Here is a 20249-nt window from a genome sequence, read left to right as displayed (position 1 = left end):
AGCAGCGATCCCTCAGGCCGACCTTCACTCCGCCACGACCTTTGGTTGGTTGTAGCGCGCTCGCGGGGTTAGGGTAGGGAAGCGCTTGGATAAGGCTCCGGCCGCGGTAAAGCAGAAAGCGAGAAAGCGATCAGAGCGACACCCGCGCTTCCTCTCGAGTCAGCTCAAGACAAAGCAAATTGACAATCAGACCGCACACGCCTACTCCGCAGCAAACCTGTCTGAACAGGCTATTCAAGGCTGAATGGCCTCTCTATTTAGCTCCTGGCGCCTTTGATTGGGTTGTCGATTACCTTGCGGAGGGCTTGTGCAAATTGCTGGAGCGTAAAAGGCTTGGTGAGAACGTTTTCGACCTGGATGTTTTGTCCCAGCAGCATGGCCCGGGGAAAGCCCGTCATGTAGAGAACCTTCAGGTCATGCCGCCGGAATACAGCTTCCCGCGTCAACTGCGCTCCGTCCATATCTGACATCACAACATCCGTAACGAGGAGAGAGATCTCAGGATGCGCCTTAAGGACGCCGATCGCGGCTTTACCGCCTCCCGCTTCGTAAACCGTGTAACCTAGTTCACGGGCAGCGAGTGCGGTGAGCTTCAAGGCGGTCGGATCGTCATCCACGACCAAAAGCACCTCGTTAGGTTTCCCTAAGGGCAATTCTGCGCCGCTGGGATGCGAGTTGGCGCCGACGGCGCCCAGGAAGCGGGGGAACAGAATGCTGATGTTGGTTCCAAGGCCCGGCTCAGAGTAAATCTTTATGTGACCGTTTGACTGCTTCACAAAACCATGAACCTGCGACAATCCGAGGCCAGTCCCTTTGCCCATGGGTTTCGTTGTGAAAAATGGATCGAACGCACGGGCCACGACTTCCGGCGTCATCCCCTCGCCAGTATCGGCAACGGAGAGATTAATATACTCACCAGGCTCCACGCCAGGGTTTTGCGCTGAATAGCTCTCATCGATAGTGGCATTCTCGGTGGTGACGATCAACCGTCCCCCATTCGGCATGGCGTGACGCGCGTTCACTGCCAGGTTGAGCAATGCATTCTCAAGCTCATGAGCGTCGATGCATGTCTCCCATAGGCCCTTTGCGAGATGCGTCTCCAGCTCGATTCTGGAGCCGGTGGTCCGCCGCAAGATGTCCGACATGCCGCGGACGAGGTCGTTAACTATTAGAACCTTAGGGTCGAGCGGCTGCTCTCGTGAGAAGGCGAGGAGGCGGCGAACCAGCCGGGCAGCCTTGTCAGCCCCCTCCTCGGCCGCGTCGACAAGCATGTGGAAGTCCCCCTCCACCGACTTAAGCTTCCGTCTCAGAATATTCAGGCTCGAGACAATGACTGCCAACATATTGTTGAAGTCATGAGCTATGCCGCCTGTGAGTTGGCCCATAGCTTCGAGCTTCTGTGCTTGTCGCAGCTGAGCTTCAACTTTCACTCTTTCGCTGGATTGTTTGACGACCTCTTCGTAAGCTCTCTGCAAATTCTCATTGGCGGCCTCAAGCGCGATAAGTTGGCGCTCTGATGTCAACAAGACGAAAAGGCCCGACGCAGCGACCGCAAGGAAAAGAAAACCGAAGACGATTTCGAGCGCCTCTGCCGCGCTCAGATAGGCTTGCTCCCTTTGCTGATAAAGACGATCTTCCTCGCTCCTCATTACATCGAATATGCGCGTGGTTTCGCGCATGATGTCTAGACCGTGTCCGCCTTTTAACGACGCCAGCGCCTCCTCAGGTCGCCCTTCGACGACGCTTTGGATCCGGCTCCTCATCAACTCCAATCTTTCGTGGATGAGGGGAAGCGCGCGCTCTATTGCGGTAAGCTGCTTGGAGTTGTCCGCGACCAGGTCGCGCAGATCATCGATCTCCCGCTCTATCTGAGGCGCCACCGTTTCGTAGGACAACTCTAAGAAGCGTCGATCCTGCGTCGCAATAAAGCCTCGCTCGCCGCTTTCAGCCCGTCGGATCAACGCAGACAGGCTATTGAGGCAGTTTTTCACCGCCATCGTATGCCTGACCCATATTGAAGCGTCGCGTTTGCGGCCCTCTGTGTGCATTGCAGCAGCCACCGCAAATGCGACGATGGCCATGGCGAACAAAACCGAGAGCAACGCTGCGCGCTGTCGATGCGGGAGCTTCACTTTAGTCGCCCAAGAGTTTGGTTTGCTGCCTCATTTAGCCATAAACCTGAGGCGCTGGAGAAGGCGCGCGACAAGCGTCTCCAGTGCAAGCAAGAGACCGCGGCGGCGGTCACCGATCGCGGCATGGTTCCAACGGTGCGATCAGGTTCAGCACGACACGTTTCCCTCAAAGGCGCTCACCCCGCCATGAAAATCAGAGTCTCCCCTCGAACGCGCTTTAGGAGGCGCTTGATCCCCACACCTCCCGGAGCCGGGTGGCCTAACGTGAGCTTAACTATGCGCCCCCGCCACCGAGCGGGACCTGCGGCGGTTGAAGAGGCCGTCTGGAGGAGACAACCCAAAAAGCACTAGATTTTACTCAGGCGTGTCTATTTAAGCTTGGCTGGATAAATGCTATGTTATCTCGCCCTTACAGGGGACTGGAGCTAGTACGCGCGCGTGGAGGGGGACCTGGACGAGCGCCGCCGCCTTGACACCCAGAAGCAAGTTTTTTTGGAAAATGCGCTCCGCGAGAACGACTTGGTTCTCCAGATGGCCCTCGAGTCGGGGGGCATCGGGATCCACGTCTGGGACCCGCAAACAGGCGAACTGGTCTGGGACGATAGGGTCAGAGCGCAGTGGGGTCTGAGACCCGGGGCGCATGTCGATTACGAGACCTTCATGCAAGGCGTGCACCCGATAGACAGGGCCGCTGTTCGGGAGGCGATTGAGCGCGCGCTCAATCCAGAGAGCGGCGGCTATTATCGAGCAGAATACAGGGTTGTAGGGATAGAAGATCGGGTTGAGCGCTGGATCGTTGCGACTGGGCGGGTTCTGTTCTCCAACCAGAACGCTGTGCGTCTGATCGGCACGACGCAGGATGTCACAGAGAAGAGGCGGGCTGAGGAGAAATTGCTCTATAGCGAAGCATTGTTTCGCGCTGTTTTCGAAACGACAAGCGCAGCGTTGGCGCAAATAGATACCCGAACGGGCCGGTTTATCCAGGTTAATCGAAGGTTCGCTTCGTTGCTTGGGCGCCAACCCTCCGACCTTCACAACACACGAGTTCGCGACGTCATTGTGGACGACTGCGACCATGATTGGGATGGTCTGAGGGGACTGGCGGATGGAGCCCGCGGGGTCTTTAAAGCGGACAACGTTTATCTCCGGCAGGACGGTTCAGTCTTTCGAGGCCACGCGGTAGCCAATCGCGTTGACGGCCTCGCGGGAGCTTCTGTCGCTGTTCTCCTCCTCTCTGATCTCAAAGATGGCATTTAGTCCCTCATCGGAAGGGTCCGATGTTGTGAGGAGCCGCTGAAGGATTGCGCCGCGCCTGGCCTCGCACTCGGATATTGGCTTCTCGAGGCGTTACAGTATGTGAGTGCCTGCGACAGAACTCCGCCTCCTACCCATGGAGGAAAACAGCCAGAGGTGACGAAGCCAGGTCAAGGCTTGGCGCGGCACATTGCGATGGCTTCTTGCCAAATCTTGCCATTGTTGTTGACCTGTGTCTGGAAGCAATTAACGGTAGCGTAAGGATCCGTCGTGCATGCACAGAGGTCGTCGAGGTTTTTCTGCTGCCAGTGTTTCGAGGCAGAATCACCGGGCTCATCTAGTCTCCAAAGGATGTTGTCCTGCACGACCTCTTCACAGCTTTTTTTCATTTCCAAGTCGCAAGCCGCCTGTGACGAAGGCGTGCTGGGCGAGGTCTCCAGTGCAAAAATGGGCGACGCAGCGCCTGAAAACGTCAAAGCCAACCCCATCCAAAAAAGGTGTTTTCGCATTGACCTGGCACTGCAAAGTTCCTCCACGACCGATTAGAGTCCGGCCTTTGAGAGGACGGACGAATGAAGCGTGCACGTTTCACTGAAGAGCAGATTATCGGCGTGCTGCGGGAGCATGAGGCAGGCGCGAAGACCGCCGATCTCGCCCGCAAGCACGGCGTTTCCGAAGCGACGCTCTACAACTGGAAAGCCAAATACGGCGGCATGGACGTTTCGGAGGCTAAGCGTCTGAAGGCGCTGGAAGAGGAGAATGTAAAGCTTAAGAAGCTGTTGGCGGAAGCCATGCTCGACGCCTCCGCGCTCCGTGAGCTTCTGTCAAAAAAATGGTAGGGCCCGCCGCCAAGCGCGAGGGAGTCGCGCATCTGCGGGCCGCGATGGGCCTGTCGGAACGGCGGGCCTGTGGCCTTGTCGGCGCGGATCGCACGATGATCCGCTATCGTTCTCGGCGTTCGCCGGACATAGAGCTGCGGGAGCAGATCCGCGATCTCGCCAACGCCCGCAAGCGCTTCGGTTACCGGCGTTTATTCATTTTGCTGCGCCAGGCGGGCGAGCCTTCGGGCGTCAACCGCATCTACCGGCTCTATCGCGAGGAGGGCCTGAGCGTGCGCAAACGACGATCGCGAAAACGCGCCGTCGGGACACGGGGGCCAATTCCAATTGAGGCAAAGGCCAATGCGCGGTGGTCGCTCGACTTCGTTCACGACCAGTTCGCTAGCGGTCGCCGCTTCCGGGTTCTGAACATCGTGGACGACGCGACGCGTGAATGTCTCGCAGCAATCCCCGACACGTCGATTTCGGGCCGTCGCGTCGCGCGGGAGCTTACGGCGCTGATCGGCAGGCGCGGCAAGCCAGGGACGATCGTTTCCGACAATGGCACGGAGTTCACCTCGAACGCGATGCTCTCCTGGTCAGAGGAGCATCGGATCGCTTGGCATTTCATCGCCCCGGGCAAGCCCATGCAGAACGGCTTCTGTGAGAGCTTCAATGGGCGGATGCGCGACGAACTCCTAAACGAGACGCTGTTTCTCGGGCTAGACCACGCCCGAGAGAAGATCGCGGCCTGGGTCGATGACTACAATCACCGGCGACCGCATTCCGCGCTCGCCTACCTAACCCCGGCAGCCTACGCCGCCTCGCTCCCCGCAACATGCAATCGGCTGCGCAACCCCGACCAGCTTCGCCGATCGCATGTTGCTCACATCGCGCCTCACGGCGTAAAACTCCACGGGGCTCCAATCGCCGCTGGATGAAACTTCAGTGGCAGGTCAGCATGTGACTATTCTCGCATAATTGCCAGCCACCCAACCGCTAAGAAATTAGGGCTTCCTCAGTGGAATGCCGGCTATTTGCGGGACGACCACCCGATTAAAGATTGCGTTGACCCGCCAAGCCACACAAGATTCCGCCGACGCTTACCGCGGCCATATCGAGCTAGGATTCAACGCCGCGTGCCTGATGGCCAAAAAGAGAGCCCGGCAGGCGGCCGGGCCAAGGAGAAGAGTTCCCCCGGGAGGGGAGGTGAAGAACCAACCGCCGGGCTAAGAACATTGTTCCTCGTCATGGAAATATAGAGGCCACGTTTTTGGGGTGTCTTTTGCGCGCTTAGCGTTTCTCCCCGCTGCCGTTGCCGTTCCCCTTCGCGATTTCCTCCGGTGGTTGCCAAACCGGGTTGGCGCTCTGGTTCGGGATCAGCGCCTGTGCGGCTTTCCCGGCGATTCGATACGCCGATACGGCCTTGGATGCGATTTCCCATTCTCTATCAGTCCAGTTCAGCGCCTCGCCCGCGTCCGCCGCATTTTCCGTCTTTTTCGCATTGGCAGGGGGCGAGACCGCAGACCGATTGTCAATCATAGCGCCGGGCCGGGAAGGTTCGGTTGGCTGAGCTGACCCATAAGCGTTTGAGGGAATCTGGTTCTGCTGGGCCGGATTTGCCCATGTCTGGTTGGTCGGGTTGGTCCACTTTTCGGTTGGGGCATTGGTGACTTGCGAAAAGGTTTTGGCAGGCCGGTTGAATTCGAAATTGGCTGCGGCGCCGAGTCCGGAGATGGCTAAAGCTAGGGCTGAGACCCCGACGACATGACGGTTCTTTGCGGTAGCTTAACCACGAGCTCCTCCTGTTAGCGCAGGTGGTCGTCTTTGGCTTGTAAGCAAACCGAAGTGGCGCTCTGCACCCATTCGTTCACGCTCCTATCAAGCCGATGATTTGGACCTAGTAGAAACCGCTACGAATTTTCGAGCGTTGCTTCAGTGAGTGATCAGCGCCCGCTGGAATCCCTGAAGGAGTGCTAAGCCGGCCCGCGTAATCGATTCACGACGAGCTCTGGTTGGAGCGGTGGGATTTCGGCTGGTCGGCGCCTAGGCGCGCACGGAGCCGTTAGTGTCGGGCGGATTCGTCAAAACAGCTCCAAGGCAGAACCCCTGCCCGCAGCCGTCCCTGGCGAAAAGAGAGGTCGGGAGTCCCGGGAGTTTACTGATGCGTTAGTTATAAGGGTTTCCCCTAGCTTGGAGCCTATCCTTATCTTCGGCTACGAACATTTAAAACAAGGATCGTCTATGGATCGCCTGGTAGTCTCCGTCGTGAACGGCACGGGAGAGCGGCTCTTTTCGGCAGAATTTCCCTCGTACAAGGCCGCGAAGAGTTTCGTTGAGTGGCGCATAGAGGAGCTACTGGCTTCCGGAGCGAAATACATCGACATGGTCGATAGGCATACGCACGACGAGACCCGTTACTGCGCTGCTGCTATTGCCGATGGCGTTTTTGCTGTCATCGAAACGGGTTGGCGTTTTGCTCTGGTGAAAAGAGCAGCTTAGCCTCGGTCTAAAGCTGATCGAGCTACCGATTGCGTCGCCGGCGATTCTGGCCGGCATGAAGACGGCTGCGGTGATCAATGTCGGCACCGCGACGTTGGGCGCCTTAATTGGCGCGGGTGGCTTTGGCCAGCCCATTTTCACCGGCGTGCGGTTGGATAATTACGGGCTCATCCTTGAGGGGGCAGTGCCGGCGGCCCTGCTCGCTCTAGCTGTGCAGGGGCTGTTTGAACTCGCCGAGCGCCATCTTGTCCCGCGCGGGTTGCGGATAAAGCCAGCCGCGTTAGTCTGATCAATCAGCGATCAAGTTCGGGATACCGTCGGAATATGCCTCTTCTCGAAATCGAGATAGGCGCGGATGCGTGGGCGATGCGCTACCAGCTCACGCAGCGCAACCACCCGGGTAATCGGCGAATACGGCTTCTGTGCTTTTGGGAAACGTATAGAGCAACTGTTAGACAATTTGGAACGACAGATCGGCGTATCTTAGACGATCGCCCACAAGATTGGTCCCTCTTGGCGATTCTGGGGGATGATGCGCTCGAACCTCATAGGCCATGTCGAGCCTCGCAGCATCAGAAAGTTCAACGGGAATTCGCATCGGGTGCGGTTTAACTTGCCGCATCGATGCCGATTAGAGCGCGCGCTCCGCTTATCTGGCAAAAACTTCCGCCGGCCTGTCGTCGGGAAATGGAAAGGTGATCTTCGAGACAGTGAAATACAATTTCATCGCCAAGCCGCGCGGCATTCAGGATCCACTCTTTGCCGTCGATCATTGTCATCTGCGTTTGCGGGGGCGGCGATAGATTTGCTGTTTGGAAACCTGTAGTGAAACGCTCGAATTGAGATTTGGGCTACGGACATCATTGCAATACCCCCGATGGGGTTCACTTTCTTTCTTCCATCTATGCTAGTTTCTCATTCTGACTAGTGGCCCTTGGAAAGCCAGAAGCAAGCGTGTCGCTGGTTGTGGCGCTTACATGGCCATTCACTACCGCGGGCCAAGCTGGGAATCCCGCTTCTTGGGCCTTTTGAACGATTATTGTTTAGAGATTGCGAATGGTACACGGCGATCAACGAGAGCGGCGCCACTGAAGTCGAGCGGGAGGCGATCAACCCCCACGACGGTAGTGTCGCCCGCGCCATGAGCCCCACGTCGCGTCGTCCGAGCCGGAGAGATGCTTGCGGACGACGGTGACCTTCGGAGCGGGGAAAACCTCTTTGATTATTGACCTTGCAATATCTCACGAAGTATCTCCTCGACTGAGCGCGGGGAAATTCCGAGATCTTCAAAGCCGGGCATCTCTAGCGACGACACGTTATCGACCTGCATTAATTCTACTTGATTGCGAGTGAGGGGCGAGCTCGGGAGCATTTCCGCGAACCGAGCCAGCATGCGCCAAGCGGCGAAAGGGATTGGAATTAACACGGGCTTAAGCCTGGCTTCGTGTGCAATAACTTTGAGCAGTTCCTCGTAGGTGTAGATGTGAGGACCGCCAAGCTCGAAGGTGGTCGCATTTAAGGTTGTCCGATCGAATACCGTGGCAATTGCTTCGGCTACATCCTCTACAAAGGCCGGCTGCAGTTTCGTGAGACCGCGCCCGAACATTGGATAGATTGGAAGCCGGCGGAGGAGCTGGAGGATGGAGGTGAGGAAGGAGTCGTCCGGTCCGAACATCACCGCCGGGCGAATGAGAATTGCATCTGCGAACGCGGCCCGAACCGCCAACTCGCCTTCGCCACGTTTACGGATATAAAGCGACGGAGAGCCTGCGTCGGAGCCGATTCCTGAAACGTGGACGAGTCGCTCCACTCTGGCTCGGCTTGCGTGGTCTGCTAATCGTTGAGCCGCCTCCACGTGGACGGAATGAAAGGTCTCACGGCCATGCTCGACATACAGACTGACCGCATTCACGACGCCGTAAGCGCCGGCAACTGCTTTGGCGATTGACCGCTGATCGTGAATGTTCGCCTCGACCGAGCAGAGTTGCGGATCAGCAAAGCCAAACTGCCGATGGCTCCGATCCGAATGCCTCGATGCAATCCGCACAGGAAATCCAGCCTTACGGAGATGCCAAACGACTCGGCGACCGAGAAACCCGGTCCCGCCGAATACGACGATGGAGCGCTCCTCCCTGGTCGCCATGGTTCAGATTCGTCCTGCTTAAGGCGTAGCAGCCCGCATCGTACAACTATGGTGGCCTGCATCGCGCGCCAACTGTGCGCGCGTTGTCGCATCGCCGTCAGCAAGGCTTGTCATCACCGCTCCTCGGATGGCGCCTTGGAAGGTGGTGTCGGCGTCTGCCATACCGGTAGCACGGTAGTCGGAGAGATATCCCGCGCAAAGCTAAAGTGCTCGAACCTCGCGGAAGCGGGGCCGGTATCTCGCAGCGAAACCGAAATCGACAGGAGGGAGACGTTTTTGAAGCGTCCGAGCCCAATATTTGATTCGACGAATAACGTTTAGGCTTGAGCGATGGCTGACATCGAAGAATTCAGCATGGCCGCCCACGCGGCCGAAGAGTGAATTTCTGAGCTAGCGCAACGCCTCTGCTGGCGCAACCGAGAAACTTTTAGAAAGTCTTGTCGCGACGGTGCACGCGCTGTGACAGCCTCCTTGCCACCGGCGTCCTGACCTCTGCCTCGCCGAACATTTTGCGCTCCAGGCCGCACCGGCTCAGAGGCGGATCGCGCATGCGGATTGCGCTTGAAAAGGTCATAAGAAACGTCAACGCCGATTGACAGCATGGCCGCCTTGCGGAAGGCGATCTTCGTCCCGACTTCGGTAGCCGTTCAGGTGACGCCGCGGACTTGGGAATCGCGCTTGGACATTGCAGAACTCGTCTGTCCCGAACTTGGCGGTGAAATTCTGCCGATACGCCACTCGATGTAAGCACTAGCGGTAGCTCTTTCACGGCGCCTGAGGAACAGCGCCGGGCCCAGCGGGGTTAGACCGGGCAAGCGGGGCCGACAAAGAGGAAGCATCTATGAGGAAGACACCGTTCTTGACGGGCGCGGCGCTGCTGGTGCTGTTCGCCGCGCAGCCGATGCTAGCGCAGACATCGACCCAGACGACTCCTGGGACCCAACGCCAGGACATGACCGATCAGGGCGCGCGCAATGTGGACGCGGCGACGAAGGACTTCATTCGCAAGGCCTGGAACATCGACAATTTCGAACTCCGGGCCGGCCAGCACGCGCTGAACAAGACCAACAATCAGGCAATTCGTGATTACGCCACGATGATTGTCGCCGACCACAACAATGCGGAAGCCGAACTGAAACCCATTGTGGACGCCGTGGGCATGACCATGCTCACGGCGCCGGGCTCGCTCGATGAAGAGCATCAGAGCAAGCTCGACAAGCTGGGTGGCCTCAATGGCGCGCAGTTCGACGAACAATTCCGCCAGCAGCAGATCGACGGTCATGAGCGCGCGCTGACGCTTTTCCGGGATTACGCGAAGAACGGCATGAACGCCGAATTGAAAAACTGGGCCCAGCGCTCCGTTTCGATGCTGGAGCGCCATCTGGATCAGGCCAAGGCGCTGCCGCGGGGCACCGAGAAGGGCGCTAGCGCCGATTAGACCGCCTCCGGCTCTTTCCCAATCGTACAAAAATTCCGGGCTCCCCGAAGGGAGCCCGGAATCATTTTTACTTCAGCCGTCGCGGGCGTCTTACCGTCGATGACGTCGTACTTGGGGCCTTGCCGCCCACGGAAGGAGCGGCCTCGTCTTTCGCCTCGCTCCAACGTTCCGCGTTGGTATTTCTGACTGCCTCGAGATCTCGGCTCAACGTTCGAGCAAACTGCTGCGCCCATAACTCGAGGGTCGTCACGATCGAGGCTCCCGACATCCCATGACCTGACCCTCTCAGCGCATCATGTGAGCCAAGGAGGCAGAATTCTCACAGATCGCAATTGTAATGCTTTTCTAATGGGCCGTTTTTCGTCAAGTCCCTCTGATCTCGTCGCCAGGATCATGCTTCTGTCCGTGGTCAGCAAGAGCGCCGCCACAGCGTCAGCCCGAAATAGGCGCCTATCGTGCCGGACTTTGCAAACCGCGACGGATCATCCACCGCCGAGCGATAGGTCAGCGCAACTAGGGCGCCGACGCCTGGTGTGCTCATCAATCTCCGGCAAACCCTGTCGGCGCGCGCGATCTTCAGCATCTCGCGATGGAGCCTGGTGAACTCGTTCCACAACGCCATCCGCGCAGCCAGCATCGCGCCAATGACCGTCTCCAAGATGGCGTGGCCGGCCGTCAGTTCCCGGATGCGTGCCTCAAACCGTCCTCGACTGACTTCGCCGACCTTGAGCCCGTGGCCTCGTAGGATGCCGCGAATGCTGAGTTCGACATCGAGAAGCTTGCCTTGCAAGAGCTTACGTCCAGCGAGAAGGGCGCGGGTATCCTTACAAGGTGCTAATTTTACGTGAACCGGACGGTACCATTCAATTCGCAGAAGCTGAGCGATGCCCCGCGCATCTTCCGGTCGGTCTTCACCGTCATGGCGGAGAGCGCCGCTTTCACGTGTCGCGTTTCCAACAACTCCGAATCGCGTCCGGCTGCCATAAGACCGGCATGCAACCATTGCGATAACGGCCCAGCTCCGAACCCGATGCGGCTGACAGGCAAGCCCAACTCGTCAAAATGCCGAACAAGCGCCTCGGGTTCACTGGCGACCTTGACCTCACGAACGACTTCGTCAGCCGTATCCACCACGCACACGCTGCTCTCTTTCAAAGACACGTCGACTCCGGCAAAATATTCCACGACTGTTTCTCATGGATGCTTGGAGCCTATCGCTCGGACTCCGTTCCAAACACCATCATACTGAGGTACAGCCACCCAATCTGGCTAGCCCGCGAGGCCCGGCCCATTACGGGATCTAAGAGGCGCTCCATATTGGGACGGCTGCTCCGAATAGCCACGTTGCCGAATTTCCGGCGAAGAGTTGTCTAACAACCCTGTATCCGCTCCCCAACGCTTTGTGAGATAGCCCCCGAAAATTGCGAGGCAATGTTGGCGTTGGCGCGCGCTCGGGGGTTCCGGCATATCGTGCGCGTGCACCCACTTCTTGACCGTCCGCCAAGCAATGCCCATCTCCAGGGCGATCCAACCGGAAAAGGCACGAAAAGTGAGGCAAACCCCGTTCAGGCGCGAATCCGGTCCACTATGCTTGCAGTGACAAAAGGCGAAACAGGACTTGAATGAAGCCGAGAAAAGCCGATGAAACTACGACGATCGACCGTCTGATTGGTGCCGTTCTGAAGCCGCATATCAGGGATTCGGCGCATGTCACCATATTGGCGAACCCCTCATCTCCGGTCCCATCTCCATCAGGAGCCTTTGCCTTATTTTACATGATCTTGTGATAAACGCCTCGGATTATGGAGCGCTCTCCACGCTGCCCGGTCGAGATAGTCTGGAAAAAAGTCGAGGATCGATCCCTTCGCCTGACTTGCGGGCGGCCTTGACCGTCTTCCTTGATCGTCAACACGGGGGTTGCGCTGCCTGCCGATGTTCTGGCTCGCGATCCGCTTACAAGCATATTGAAGAAGCCCGAGCTCCCAAGGAAGGTGGTCGAGAGTCTTCCTCGCTGATGGAGGGCCTGTGAGAGTCTATCGGCAAGAAGCCGCGCGCGTCGACCGCTTCCTCGAAGCCCTCACACTGGGGAGTCCGCGCCATCTCGACCCGCTCGAGACCAACGTGAGAAGCCGTTGAGAACGTCGAAGCATGTTCGTCGATGCAAGATTGACCTAATCGGGAAGACGACTGCCAGTTTGCTGCGTATCGTGTCGCGCATCAGGGCTCTGGTCGTCCTTGTCCTCCAGGAGGGCCGCGATCCACTGGACGCTTGGAAAGTGGTTGCAAAGAACGACCGCCGCCGATGTCAGGGGCACCGCGATCAGCGCCCCGGCGACGCCCCATATCCAGCTCCATACCGAGAGCGCCAATATTACGGCCATGGGCGTCAGGGAGAGACTCTTTCCCTGAAGGGTTGGCGCGACGAAATTGCTGATGACGATCTGGACGAGCGAAAATCCCCCAAACACGACCGCTGGCATCGCCCAGCCGCCGAACTGGATCACCGCATAGAGCGTTGGCGGGACGATTCCGACAAAATTTCCCACGATCGGGATGTAATTGAGCAGGAAGTTGAGAAGCGCCCACACGAGAGCAAGATCGAGCCCCAGCACGAGGGACAGGACCAGAGTCGCGGCCCCCGTAATTGCGCTTGTGATCGTTGTGACCCAGAGATACTGGCGAACCTTCACGGCAATCAGTTCAGCGGCGTCGACAAGCTCGCGACTCCGTTTCCCATCGGTCTGCCGATCGATCTTGTGACGAATCCTTCCAACCTCGGGAAGACCGAAGACCACCAATATCCCGATGATGCCGATATAGACGATTATGTTATAGGCGCTCCCAAGCGCCTTTTCCGCCATGCCTATCACACGGCTGAAATTTCCGGCGCTGCCGATCGAGCCGCCCCAGCTTCGGACCCAGTCCGAAAGGCTTTGGTAAAGCTGTTGGAGCTTGTCGGAGTTTTCCGTGAACGCCTGCGCGACTCGAGCCACAGAAAAGGAAATCGCGCCAGCGAAGGCGGCGAGGACGGCGAACAGGACAAGAACCGTTCCGAGGTTGCTGAGCGTTGGTGGGAAGTATCGTTCGAGCCATGGTTTTACCGGCCATACTGCGGCGATCACAACAGCCGCGGCGGCGAGCGGCATTGTGACGGCATAGGTCTGGCGAAGTGCGAAGCCGACGAGCAGGAACGCGATAATCGCCAGCAACCGCGTCTGCGCGGCCTGATGCGAATCAACCATCCTGTCTTCTCCGTCGTCGCCTGCAGCATATGATCACGGCGCCCACTGTCGCGCCTGGGGCCCATTTTCGGAGGGCGGGGCCTTCGCGCGCTTGCGCTGAGACGACATTGGGCTCCCAACGGACGGCGGCCAGCCCTCGCGTTGCAGCTTCCGGTCTCCGTCCGCTTCCTCCGTCTGATCGTGGAAAAGAATCTGGTAAGTTGGAAATGGCATGTCTACGCCAGCAGCGGTCAGCGCCGGCGCAATCGCACGGTAGACCTCGTCCGTGAGCCTGTAGGCGAGAAGCGGCCGCTGCGCCATAGTCGGGGCGATCATGGAAACGAGCCCCGCCGCCGGCAGGAAGATGATGTAGACCTCCGGATGACCGAAAAACCAGAAGAGATGTTGCCACAGCAGCGGATCGCCGCCGCGCGCCGCGGTAAAGAAGGGCCAGCCGAAAGCGCGTTCGATTTCAAGCAGCAGCGTCGCGAGAATGACGGCCGGAAAGACGATCATGCCCGCGAAGACGAGCATGGACCAGGCGAAGATCGGCAATTTACCTACCAAATTTTGTAGACCCGCCCGCGCCCGTCGACTTTCTCCGAGACGATGGTGAGCCCGAGCTTTTTCTTCAGAGCCCCAGCGAAGGCGCCTCGGACTGTGTGCTGCTGCCAGCCGGTCGCCTCGGCGATCTCGGCGATGGTCGCACCAGTCTTGCGCTGGAGTATGGCGATCATGGTCGCCTGTTTCGTGCCTTCGCGCGGCGTCCGTTCCGTGGGGACACGGGGCGCTTTGGGCGTGGCTTTGGGGGACGGCGCGGCGCTCGTAGCTGTCTTCGCCTTCTTCGCGCCCTTGGGCGATCTTCGGCTTCTTCGCCGTCTGGGATTCCAAGCCGATCGCGGCGAGCCCCGCGTCGGTGATCGCCAGCGTGACGCCGTGCCCATTGCCGGTTTCGCGCCAGGCGGTTTCGCTGGCGCAAACCTTGGCGTCGATCTCTTCGAGCGGCCCCCTCTTGATGAGGCTGCCGACGACGATCTTTACGGCGCCGCCCTTGAGGCGCGCGGGCAGCGGCAGTGCGATGCGCTCGGGATGTTCAGCTGCTTTCGAGAGGATGATCAGCTGGGTATTGGAAAGCTGGGTCATTGTGGGCTCCTTCAGCCGGAGATGGCGAGGATCGCCACCTTCTACAGGCTGAAGCCCGCGATCGGAGCGGGCGGGAGCCGGAGTGTTGGAGTGGCGCGTTATTCGGCGAAGCGGGAGGGAGACAACGCAACCCGCGCCGCCAGCGCCTCCACGCTCCACTCTGCGCCGGGATCGGCGTGCACGTGCCGCACCGCCTCTGATATCTTTGGGTCCGCCAGCCCTCGAAACCAGCCGGCGTCTCGCGCGCGCTGGCTTTGCTGAAATGAACGAATCGCCTCGGCGCAGAGCACTTCCAAAAGCCGCTGAGCGGTAAAGCCATTGCGGGAACGCCGCCCGCACTCCGCCGCCAGCATCGCCGCGCGGCGCCGGCGAGCGCCGGGCTTGGCCCCGGCCCCTCCCGCCTGGACTTTGAACGCGGGCGGCAGGGCGCCCAACTGCGGGTTGAGCGGAGGCGCTCGCATGACGAAGGCGCCGCAGATCAGCTCCGTCGCCCCCGGCTCGTCCTTTGGCGTTCCATTTCGGTTGGTGTCGCTTAAGATCGCTTCCAACACGGCCGACGGCGCGGCAATAGTCGATGCGCCGACCCGCCCGGCAGCAGCAAGAGCTCGGGCGTCGCACTTTATTTCTAGAGCCGGCTTGCGCATGCGGTCGTCTACGCCGTCGGAGCGCCGTTTGCCTGAGCTGACGAGCATCCAAACCGCAACTGACGCCGACCTAACGGATGTTGACAAGAATACTTCCCTGCGGCTTATAAATCGGTGAAGGCGATGGAGTTCGCCTTGTAACCGCCCTTGGGGCTGATGACTCCTGCTTGCGCATGCACGCTAGGAGTCCGCTTTGAACAAGCCCCTGTTTCCCCTCCGATTACGCCTGAAATGGCACTGCTCTCGCTCGGATTGGGCGGGAACATGACAGCCGTTGAGGAAGACCGGCTAACCGGTTGGCGGTTTGTCCTTTTCAATGTGGCGATCGCTGGCGGCAACATCATCGCCCTCTCAAATGTCCCCGGCTACACGGTGCTCGCCCCCTACGCGGCCGGCAGCCTCCAGGGCGTCACGCCCAGTTTTGGCACGTGGGCGACGACCGACCACATGATGGGGATCGTGCTCGGCCTGCCCTTCGCCCGCTGGCTGTCGGCACGGTACGGAGACTACCGGGTTTATGTCGCTGCATTTATCGCCTATGCGGTTTTTTCCCTCGCTTGCGCCTGGAGCGAAACCATTTGGTTCTTCGTGCCGGCGCGCTTCCTGTTGGGGCTTGCAGGCGGGGTGCTTCTCCCCATCGGCCAGGGCCTCGTCCTAAATGAACTCCCCGAGAAATTCCGCACCTACGGGGTCGCCTGGTGGGGCGTGCTCAGCATGGCGCCTTTTACCCTTGGCGTCTTCATGGGCGGCTTCTGGGCGGAGTATTTCAACTGGCGGATGCTTTTTTATTCAAATGTGGTCTTTGGCTTGCTCATTGCCGGAGTTATTGGCGCTCTGCTTTATGGCCGCCCTTACAGCCGGCGCATCACGCGTTTCGACACCGTCGGCGTGTTGTTGATCGCCTTCACCCTGGTCGGGATTCAGACAATATTCAATCAGGGCAATGACTTCGACTGGCTCGGGTCAACTTTTCTGACAATCGTCCTGATCGCCGTCGTCATCGCTCTCCCGACATTCATCATCTGGGAGCTGGGTGAGCGGCGCCCGGTTCTGGACATTCGCCTCTTCGCTCATCGCAACTACGCCGTCGCGACTTTTTGCTCCGTCGTCGGCTTCCTCTTCATTCAGGGCATGCTGTCGGTCTTTGTCGGACAGCTTCAGTTACTGCTGGGCTACACCTCGTCAGGCGCAGGTGTTGTCTATCTTACCATGGCCCTGCTCGCTGTGCCTCTCGTCGCGGTCGTGCACCTGCTCGTCCGGCACATTGATTTGCGCCTTTTCGCCAGCCTGAATTTTCTCGGCTTCTCGGTGACCATGACCTGGCTGGGCCTGTTCGATAAGCCCGCGTCGTTCGACCAGATCACTGTGCCGATGACTTTCTTCGGCTTCTTCCTGGCGACGTTTTTCGCGCCTCCCGCCGCCATCGCCGTCCAAGGTCTTGCGGGCTCGCAGCTGATCCGCGCCGCAGAGGAGCTTGCGATGTTGCGCACAGCCGCCGGCGCCTATGGCATCACTCTGCAAGGGGTCATGCAGTTCCGCCGAACGCCCTTCCACCAACTGGACCTCGCCGACCAACTTGGCGGTCGGCGTTTCCCCTCGCTCGACCTTCTCCCGCAGCTTTTGGACAAGCTGCAAGGGCTGGGCATGAGCGAATCCGTCGCGCGGGCGCAGGTTTCTCGCCTCATTCGCCAGCAAGCGCTGCTGATGGGACTCAACGACGCTTTCCTCACAGGGGCGCTCGCCTTCTTTGGCCTTGCGATTTTTGTTTGGTTGGCAAAGCCCAAGAAGCCCGCGCCGAAGCCAAGCTTGAAGCTCCTCCGCGCTGAAGAACTCATGGAAGAGCCCTGATGCTTTGGCTGAATTCAACGGAACTCCACGCGTGATCCGCCGCTTGCAGAGATCCATCCCTGTCGCAGCGGCGGTCGCGTCGTTGGGGGGCTGCATGCCCACAGCGCAGGAGCAACGCGCGGAATTCATGGAGCCGCCGCCAATGAGGCGAACAATCGCGGCTTCCGGTGTGAAGAGCGTCAGCGCGGAAAACGGTTGGCCAAGTCAACAATGGTGGAAATCCTTCCGCTGCGCCGACCTCGACGGCGTCATGGAAAAGGCGCTGCTGGACAATCAGGGCTTGAGGAAGGCCGCCGACACCCTGAAAGACGCCGAGGCGGCCGTCGACATCGCAGGCTCGCGCCTGACGCCCTATGTCGAGGCCGATCTCTCCTACAAACAGTATCGTTACGCCGAGCGCGGCGTCGCCGCCGGGCTCAATCCGCTGCAGGGAGGAAAACATAAATCTGCCGCCTTCCTCAACCCGATTTCCGCCAAATGGGAACTGGACTTTTGGGGCAAGAACCGCGCCTTGCTCGACGCCGCCATCGGCGACGCGCTGGCGCAGGCGGGAGAGCTTGAACAAACTCGCTTACTGCTGACAACGAGCGTCGCGCGCGCCTATCTTCGCGGCTATATTCTGGGCGAACAGCTCAAACTTGCCAAAGAGCTGACCGGCATGCGCCGTGAACTCCGCCAGCTCGCTGAAACGCGCTACCAAACGGGCATCGAAATCCTCGACGTTGTCCAGATTGCCCGGAGCAATGAAGAGTCGGCCGTTCGCCGCGAGGCCTCGCTGACGGCGGCGATCGAGATACAGGAAAACGCGCTGGCGCGCCTCATGGGGGAGGGGCCCGACGTGGCGCGCGGTCTCTTCGTCCGCCGGCAGACCGTCTCGCCCGCACAGCCCGCTCTGCCGAGGGAACTCCCAATCGAATTGCTCGCTCACCGCCCGGACCTTATGGCGGCGCTCCGTCGTGCCGAGGCCTGGGCGGACCGCATTCATGCCGCAAAGGCCTTGTTTCTACCCTCGATTGACCTCTCGGTCTCGGCGGGGCTCGAAGCTTCCGTCACCTCCACCCAATTCGCCAAGCTCGGCGGCTACCTCTTCAACCCCGGCGCCATGGTCTACAGCGTCACGCCGGGGTTGCATCTGCCGATCTTTCAGGGTGGCAAGCTCACCGGCAATCTCGAAACCCAGCGCGCCGATTACGACCAGGCGGTCGATACCTACAATGAGACGCTGCTCACCGCCGCGCAGCAGGTCGCAGATGCGCTCGCCACCCTGAAGAGGGCCAAGGCCGAGTACGAGTCGCAAGGACGCTTCATCAAGGCGCGCCGCGCCGCGGTCCAGCTTGCCCGCATCCGACTCCAGGGCGGCCTGCAGGACCGGCGGGAATTTGTGCAGCTATACGCCGACACGCTTGACGCTGTCTTTATCCAGCGCGGCATGGAAGGCGACCGACTCATCGCGACGGTGGATCTCATGCAGGCTCTCGGTGGCGGCTATGACGCCGGCCCGCAAGCCTATGAGCCGAGGCCGGCGCCAGAGACCGATCCGATCACGCCGGTGGTCGACGTCGTGCAATCGCTGGGAGGAGGCTGACTTGACCGTGGAACAGACGGGTGCCCCGCGCTCCCGCAAAAGCATACGCGCGCGCCGCAATTTCCTGCTCAAGGCTTTGGCGGTTGGCGTGGTCGTTGGCGTGTTGGCGGCCGCCTTCCGCTATCTGACCTATGATCGCGACTGGGTGACGACCGACAATGCGTTTGTGAGCGGCAATATCATTCCGGTGCAGGCCGATGCGACCGGCGTCGTCGCCAAGGTCCTGGCCGAAGAAACGCAGCTCGTGAAGAATGGCGACGTACTGATCCAGCTCGACGAACAACGCGCTCGCGCCGCGCTCGGCCAGGCTGAAGCCGAACTTGCGCGCGCGGTGCGTAACGTTGGAGCGTTGTTCGCTAACCGCCGGCAGATCTGCCAGAAGATAACGGCCCGCGCCGCGGTTCGCGAACGAACGGTCCATGATCTTGCACGCTACAAGCAGGCGGCGACGAGCGGCGCAGCCTCCGGCCAGGTCTTACAGAATACCCAGGATACTCTCGCCGCGCAGGAAGCCGATCTACGCGAAGCTCGCGCAGAATATCAAGCGATGGAGTCGCGGCTCGGCGGCGTGACGCCAACAACACACCCGGATATTGAATTCGCCAAGGCGCGCTTCAACGACGCCTATATCGAGTTCCTGCGCCAGAGCATTCGCGCGCCAGCCACGGGTTATGTCGCCAAGCGGCGCGTGCAGGTCGGACAGCGGGTGCGGCCTGGTGACCAGATCATGAATATTGTGCCCCTCGACCACCTCTGGGTTGAGGCCAATCTCTGGGAAAACCGCATGGAGCGGGTTCGCCCCGGCCAGCCCGCGATCATCAAAGTCGATCTCTATGGATCAAGCGCGACCTTCCACGGAGCCGTCGAAGGTCTCGTGCCAGGCTCTGGCAGCGTCTTCGCCACACTGCCGCCCGATAACGCCACCGGCAATTTCATCCGCATCGTACAGCGCGTGCCGGTGCGTATCGCCATTGACCCGGAGGAACTTAAGAAAACACCGCTACGACCGGGTCTCTCGACGGTTACATCCATTAATGTGAGCGCCGAAGCGAAGCCGATGAACGGATCTGTGGTGAAAACATCGACCGGCGAATATTCGACCACCGTTTTTGACAAGGACCTCGCGGACGCAAAGACTCGCGCCGATGATATCATCAAGAAAAACCTCGTCCGGGCCCCTGGGGACACGGATCAAAGCTGTGCGGCAGGGCGTGAAATGAGCGTTCGTTGAAGGCTGACCGCCATGGCCGCGGCAAACTTTGTGAGAGTTACTGGAAGGGTTCCGAAATGACAGTAGCGACCAGAAATTGGGCAAAAGCGGCGGTGCACTTCCTGCATAACCATTTTCTTGGATCATCGTCTTCTCTAATTCTGCGATGGGGCTCCTCTGCGGGTCGTATCTCGGCAAGAAGATCGTCAATCGTATCGACGCGAAAGCGTTTCGCACTCTCATCGAATTTCTGCTTGTCATTGCCGGGAATGTTGCTCGGCGAATAACTGCGGCGTCGCGAAGGATAACCT

15 protein-coding genes, 3 pseudogenes and 1 riboswitch are annotated in these 20249 nt (G+C 59.6%); of the genes and pseudogenes, 8 read left to right on the top strand and 10 right to left on the bottom strand.

What is annotated here, in order from left to right; genetic code table 11:
* Nucleotides 1–257: 257 nt before the first annotated feature.
* Entirely contained in the window at nt 258–2132 is a 1875-nt protein-coding gene (locus RVU70_RS19615; RefSeq protein WP_363351509.1) for a CHASE3 domain-containing protein, read from the bottom strand.
* Between the two features lie 438 nt (nt 2133–2570).
* Here RVU70_RS19615 and RVU70_RS19610 point away from each other — a divergent pair, with 438 nt between their 5' ends.
* The gene (locus RVU70_RS19610; RefSeq protein WP_363351507.1) at nt 2571–3389 is read left to right on the top strand and encodes a PAS domain S-box protein; all 819 of its coding nucleotides are present in this window, start codon (nt 2571–2573) and stop codon (nt 3387–3389) included.
* 167 nt (nt 3390–3556) lie between these two features.
* Here the strand turns inward: RVU70_RS19610 and RVU70_RS19605 are convergent, their stop codons facing one another.
* Nucleotides 3557–3781 carry a hypothetical protein gene (locus RVU70_RS19605; RefSeq protein WP_363351505.1) on the bottom strand — a complete coding sequence of 75 codons (225 nt, stop codon included), beginning with the start codon at nt 3779–3781 and terminating at the stop codon, nt 3557–3559.
* Nucleotides 3782–3958: 177 nt separating this feature from the next.
* On the opposite strand from RVU70_RS19605, the gene RVU70_RS19600 reads away from it, so the two are divergent.
* A protein-coding gene (locus RVU70_RS19600) for an IS3 family transposase (RefSeq protein ID WP_363346330.1) occupies nt 3959–5145 on the top strand; the annotation gives its coding sequence in 2 pieces (ribosomal slippage) (nt 3959–4211 and nt 4211–5145; 1188 coding nt in all).
* 352 nt (nt 5146–5497) lie between these two features.
* Here RVU70_RS19600 and RVU70_RS19595 read toward each other — a convergent pair.
* Nucleotides 5498–5746, bottom strand: a complete 249-nt coding sequence (locus tag RVU70_RS19595) for a hypothetical protein (protein ID WP_363351503.1) — start codon at nt 5744–5746, stop codon at nt 5498–5500.
* A gap of 702 nt (nt 5747–6448) precedes the next feature.
* Here RVU70_RS19595 and RVU70_RS19590 point away from each other — a divergent pair.
* Nucleotides 6449–6706 carry a hypothetical protein gene (locus tag RVU70_RS19590; RefSeq protein ID WP_363351501.1) on the top strand — a complete coding sequence of 86 codons (258 nt, stop codon included), beginning with the start codon at nt 6449–6451 and terminating at the stop codon, nt 6704–6706.
* Nucleotides 6707–6713: 7 nt separating this feature from the next.
* Nucleotides 6714–6995: pseudogene (locus RVU70_RS19585) on the top strand (ABC transporter permease subunit); the annotation flags it as partial.
* Between the two features lie 319 nt (nt 6996–7314).
* Here RVU70_RS19585 and RVU70_RS19580 read toward each other — a convergent pair.
* Nucleotides 7315–7479, bottom strand: a complete 165-nt coding sequence (locus tag RVU70_RS19580; RefSeq protein WP_363351499.1) for a hypothetical protein — start codon at nt 7477–7479, stop codon at nt 7315–7317.
* 449 nt (nt 7480–7928) lie between these two features.
* A complete protein-coding gene (locus RVU70_RS19575) occupies nt 7929–8849 on the bottom strand; it encodes a complex I NDUFA9 subunit family protein (RefSeq protein WP_363351497.1) in 921 nt (306 codons plus the stop codon).
* A gap of 859 nt (nt 8850–9708) precedes the next feature.
* Here RVU70_RS19575 and RVU70_RS19570 point away from each other — a divergent pair.
* The gene (locus RVU70_RS19570; protein ID WP_363351495.1) at nt 9709–10287 is read left to right on the top strand and encodes a DUF4142 domain-containing protein; all 579 of its coding nucleotides are present in this window, start codon (nt 9709–9711) and stop codon (nt 10285–10287) included.
* 430 nt (nt 10288–10717) lie between these two features.
* On the opposite strand, the pseudogene RVU70_RS19565 reads toward RVU70_RS19570, so the two are convergent.
* The 5 genes and pseudogenes from RVU70_RS19565 to RVU70_RS19545 all read right to left on the bottom strand — a co-directional run.
* Nucleotides 10718–11472 (bottom strand): annotated as a pseudogene (locus RVU70_RS19565) (IS110 family transposase); the annotation flags it as partial.
* Nucleotides 11473–12458: 986 nt separating this feature from the next.
* On the bottom strand, nt 12459–13496 hold the full coding sequence (locus tag RVU70_RS19560; protein ID WP_363351493.1) for an AI-2E family transporter: 1038 nt from the start codon (nt 13494–13496) through the stop codon (nt 12459–12461).
* A 300-nt stretch (nt 13497–13796) separates the two neighbouring features.
* A pseudogene (locus RVU70_RS19555) lies at nt 13797–14072 on the bottom strand (cbb3-type cytochrome c oxidase subunit I); the annotation flags it as partial.
* Nucleotides 14069–14245, bottom strand: a complete 177-nt coding sequence (locus tag RVU70_RS19550) for a DUF3489 domain-containing protein (protein ID WP_363351491.1) — start codon at nt 14243–14245, stop codon at nt 14069–14071. The gene RVU70_RS19550 and the pseudogene RVU70_RS19555, both read right to left, overlap by 4 nt.
* Nucleotides 14246–14749: 504 nt before the next feature.
* Nucleotides 14750–15295 carry a cupin domain-containing protein gene (locus tag RVU70_RS19545; protein ID WP_363351489.1) on the bottom strand — a complete coding sequence of 182 codons (546 nt, stop codon included), beginning with the start codon at nt 15293–15295 and terminating at the stop codon, nt 14750–14752.
* Between the two features lie 110 nt (nt 15296–15405).
* A riboswitch (Fluoride riboswitch) is annotated at nt 15406–15468 on the top strand.
* Between RVU70_RS19545 and RVU70_RS19540 the strand changes: the two genes are divergently transcribed.
* The 3 genes from RVU70_RS19540 to RVU70_RS19530 all read left to right on the top strand — a co-directional run bounded on the left by RVU70_RS19540 (nt 15452) and on the right by RVU70_RS19530 (nt 19959).
* Entirely contained in the window at nt 15452–17143 is a 1692-nt protein-coding gene (locus tag RVU70_RS19540) for an MFS transporter (RefSeq protein WP_363351911.1), read from the top strand. (Overlaps the previous riboswitch by 17 nt.)
* A gap of 31 nt (nt 17144–17174) precedes the next feature.
* Nucleotides 17175–18728: an efflux transporter outer membrane subunit gene (locus RVU70_RS19535; protein ID WP_363351487.1), complete on the top strand. Its 1554-nt coding sequence runs from the start codon at nt 17175–17177 to the stop codon at nt 18726–18728.
* 1 nt (nt 18729) lies between these two features.
* Nucleotides 18730–19959, top strand: a complete 1230-nt coding sequence (locus RVU70_RS19530; protein WP_363351485.1) for an HlyD family efflux transporter periplasmic adaptor subunit — start codon at nt 18730–18732, stop codon at nt 19957–19959.
* The last annotated feature ends 290 nt before the right edge of the window (nt 19960–20249 follow it).

Origin of the sequence: Methylocystis echinoides, from assembly GCF_040687965.1 — a bacterium.
GTDB classification, from domain to species: domain Bacteria; phylum Pseudomonadota; class Alphaproteobacteria; order Rhizobiales; family Beijerinckiaceae; genus Methylocystis; species Methylocystis echinoides_A.
Note: the sequence above shows the minus strand (reverse complement) of the source record. Positions and strands in the feature narration are given on the sequence as shown.

Excerpts from the sequence above, each read along its gene's own strand:
- RVU70_RS19595 (WP_363351503.1), bottom strand. The coding sequence starts at position 5,746 with ATGATTGACAATCGGTCTGCGGTCTCGCCCCCTGCCAATGCGAAAAAG.
- RVU70_RS19590 (WP_363351501.1), top strand. The coding sequence starts at position 6,449 with ATGGATCGCCTGGTAGTCTCCGTCGTGAACGGCACGGGAGAGCGGCTC.
- RVU70_RS19580 (WP_363351499.1), bottom strand. The coding sequence starts at position 7,479 with ATGATCGACGGCAAAGAGTGGATCCTGAATGCCGCGCGGCTTGGCGAT.
- RVU70_RS19575 (WP_363351497.1), bottom strand. The coding sequence starts at position 8,849 with ATGGCGACCAGGGAGGAGCGCTCCATCGTCGTATTCGGCGGGACCGGG.
- RVU70_RS19550 (WP_363351491.1), bottom strand. The coding sequence starts at position 14,245 with ATGATCGCCATACTCCAGCGCAAGACTGGTGCGACCATCGCCGAGATC.
- RVU70_RS19545 (WP_363351489.1), bottom strand. The coding sequence starts at position 15,295 with ATGCGCAAGCCGGCTCTAGAAATAAAGTGCGACGCCCGAGCTCTTGCT.
- RVU70_RS19540 (WP_363351911.1), top strand. The coding sequence starts at position 15,452 with ATGACTCCTGCTTGCGCATGCACGCTAGGAGTCCGCTTTGAACAAGCC.